The sequence below is a fragment of the Lapillicoccus sp. genome (genome assembly GCF_025353065.1).
Taxonomy (GTDB): Bacteria; Actinomycetota; Actinomycetes; order Actinomycetales; family Dermatophilaceae; genus Lapillicoccus.
Map to the genome: position 1 here is coordinate 1 of NZ_JANXRJ010000135.1, position 2,756 is coordinate 2,756.

The window sequence follows — 2,756 nt, forward strand, 5'->3', positions numbered from 1 at the left end:
GTCCCCGGCCCCGGCCGACCCGCCACCGACATCGCAGACGTTATCCGTGCCGGCGGCACCATCTACCTCCTCGGCCGCGAAGACCCGTACGCCAGCGCCTCCCCGCTGATGACCGCCGTAGCCGAGCACGTCCTCGACACCGCCCTGCAGCTGGCGCAGGCGTCCCCGTGGGGTCGGCTGTGCCCGCCGATGCTGGCCTGCCTCGACGAGCTGCCGTCGACCGCGCCGCTGCCGACCCTGCGGACCCGGATGGCGAACGAGCGCGCGCTGGGGATCTCGTTCATCTGGGCCGCGCAGACCCGCCCCCAGCTGTCGGCGATCCTCGGGGAGCAGGAGGCGCGGACCCTGCTGGGCCTGACGAACAACCTCATCCTCTTCGGCGGGTCCAAGGACGTCGCCTTCAACCAGGAGATCTCCGACCTCCTCGGTCCGGTCCGGATCTCACGGACCACCTGGCAGACCGGACGCATGGGCGGGCGGAACACCACCGGCGACGACATCCCCATCCTCACCGGCGCCGAGGTCCGCCAGCTCAAGGAACGCCACGCCCTGGTGGTCTCCGAGAACGGGAAACCCCTCATCGCGCGACTCACCCGCTGCCTCGACAGCCGCGCCGGGAAAGCGCTTCTGGCCGACCAACAGGCCGCCAAGAACCGTCTGGGCGGGCGCCCAGAACATGACGTCGCCGCCCACGACCGGAAGACCGCAGCCCTCGAGGAGGCGCGGCGTCACGGCCTCGCTGGCGACCGAGTCGTAGAACGGGATAGCGAACATGATGCTGTCCCCGACACCGTGGTCTGATGGCGATGATGCCGGGCAACAGTGACGCCGCCGCGGAGGGGAAGAGTCGATCCGCCGTGCCCATGGTGCGGCCCTTCCCTCAGCCCGGGCCGCTGCTCAAGCTGGCGTACTGGGAGCTCAAGGCGGCTGTCGACGGGACCCACGAGCACAAGCGCAAGCTCGGTGACTCCTCCCTGCTTCCACGACCCTGGGACCCCGCCAGCGTCACCCATCCCCTTCTCCGGAAGGAGCTCTGGGAGTGGCTCGATGACGTCGTCATCTGGGTCAACACCGAATACGTCTGGGACGTCGACGCCATGGTGCCAGCCTGCTGGCCCCACCACCCGCACCTGGCCCGTGAGCTCGCAGTCCTGGCCGACCAGCGACGACAGGCCGCCGACACCACCGACAGTGACTCCCTCGAGGAGTGGCACCGGTACTCACTGCCCGCGTTCCAGCAGCGGATGCGGTCACGCCTCGGCGTCCACTGCGACGACGGGCACCAACCCTGGCCCGCCAAGGGACGACACGCCCGGCATACCGGGCCGGCCGCGTCACGGGAGCGGCAGACGACCTTCGCCGGGGACACCGGGGCGCTGACTTCGGAGGAGGCGAACAAGGGTGGGGCATCGGTCGGCCCCCGCCTTCGCGTCCTCGACGGTCACGAAGTCGACTCCGTCACCGGTGAGGTCTACGACTAGTCCAAGCCCGAATAGGCGAGCCGACACACGACCCGACATGACGGGACCGCTCCTCCGACAGAGCGGGGCAAGCTCACCCGACCCCAACAGTGTGTATGGAGGGCTATGCGCGGGCGGGAGGGGGTGCAGCCGGCCGCGCCCGCGACGGCCTAACGGGTTGGAGCACCTACGAGTCGGTGACGACGCCGAACAGGGTTGCGCGCGCGAGACGGGTGAGGAGTTCAGGGTTGACCGAGCGATACCCGCCGGCCATGGACTCCAGCGCGTCGAGGGTCTCGCGTGCTCCGCGCCGCGCTTGGGTCGAACCGACCTCGGCGCCGTCCTGAGTGCGCCACCCGTGATCGGTGAGCATCGCCGCCACACCGATGTCGAGGGCGGCCCCAGACTCGCCGGTGGCGAGGCCGAGCAGGAGGAACCACCCGGCGTGGGCGTCGAAGCCCTTGCCGATCGGTAGTCGCTCGAGCACGGCGGCGACGAGGGCACGGGGTTGGTGGGCGGCCGTTCGGGCGCGGGCGGTCGGAGTCAGGGTGCCCTTGGCCTTGCGCAGCAGGCCGAGGTCCTGGGTGTGCTGACGCAGGGCGGCGACGGGCCACGTGAGGTCCTCGCGGTTGGCCTTGCCGATCCACCAGTCCGTTACCCCCGCGGCCCGGGCGATCTGCTCGACCATGAGCGGGGGCAGGTAGCCGGCCGTCTTCAGCTTCGTGCCCTCACCGACGGCGTCGAGCACGGCCCGCCAGGGCTTCGCCGCCCAGCGCACGCCGTCCTCGTCGAACGGTACCGGCAGGCGTGGGCCCAGGTCGGTCAGCCAGGTCGTGGCCTGCACCCACCCCTCGTTCCGCAGACCCTGCACGAGGTCGGCCAGCGGCTGGGGGAGTCCGTGCCACAGCAGGTGCTGACCGCGCGCCCACACCTGCATCGCAGCGGTCGCCTCGGCGGCATCGAACACGTCGGGGTCGTACCCGGGGGGCAGCCACCCGCGGGCGTGCTCGGCGTCGTCGAACACGCCGGGGACCTCGTCGTCGCGGGCCCCCGCGCGGAGCCAGTCGGCGACCTCCTCGTACCCCGGGATGCCGCCGACGTCCTCGGGTGGGCAGGCCCCCGCACCGTCCAGACACACCGGGTCACGGTCAGTCCGCGTCAGGGGGGCGACGGACTCCAGCGTGAGCAGGTGCTCCCACCCATCACCGAAGTCGTAGAGGTAAGTCAGCTGATCACCGGGGGCGCGCAGGACCTGGTCGAGGCGGACGTCGGCCTCGCGGGTGCCGTCGTCGCCCT

The 2,756-nt window shown here is 71.3% G+C and carries 3 protein-coding genes; 2 read left to right on the top strand and 1 reads right to left on the bottom strand.

Annotated features, from left to right (window positions below):
* Together Q0R63_RS10775 and Q0R63_RS10780 are read left to right on the top strand one after the other, a co-directional pair.
* Window positions 1-801 (top strand): TraG/TraD/VirD4 family protein (locus Q0R63_RS10775; protein WP_295697116.1); only part of this gene is annotated, 801 nt, incomplete at its 5' end.
* Complete coding sequence (locus Q0R63_RS10780; RefSeq protein ID WP_295697118.1) at window positions 801-1,481, top strand: hypothetical protein; 681 nt, start codon at window positions 801-803, stop codon at window positions 1,479-1,481. The genes Q0R63_RS10775 and Q0R63_RS10780, both read left to right, overlap by 1 nt.
* A 166-nt stretch (window positions 1,482-1,647) precedes the next feature.
* On the opposite strand, the gene Q0R63_RS10785 is transcribed toward Q0R63_RS10780, so the two are convergent.
* The coding region (locus Q0R63_RS10785; protein WP_295697120.1) for a plasmid pRiA4b ORF-3 family protein at window positions 1,648-2,756 on the bottom strand (1,109 nt) is incomplete at its 5' end.

Coding starts and splice junctions, on each gene's coding strand:
- Q0R63_RS10780 (WP_295697118.1), top strand. CDS start 801: ATGGCGATGATGCCGGGCAACAGTGACGCCGCCGCGGAGGGGAAGAGT.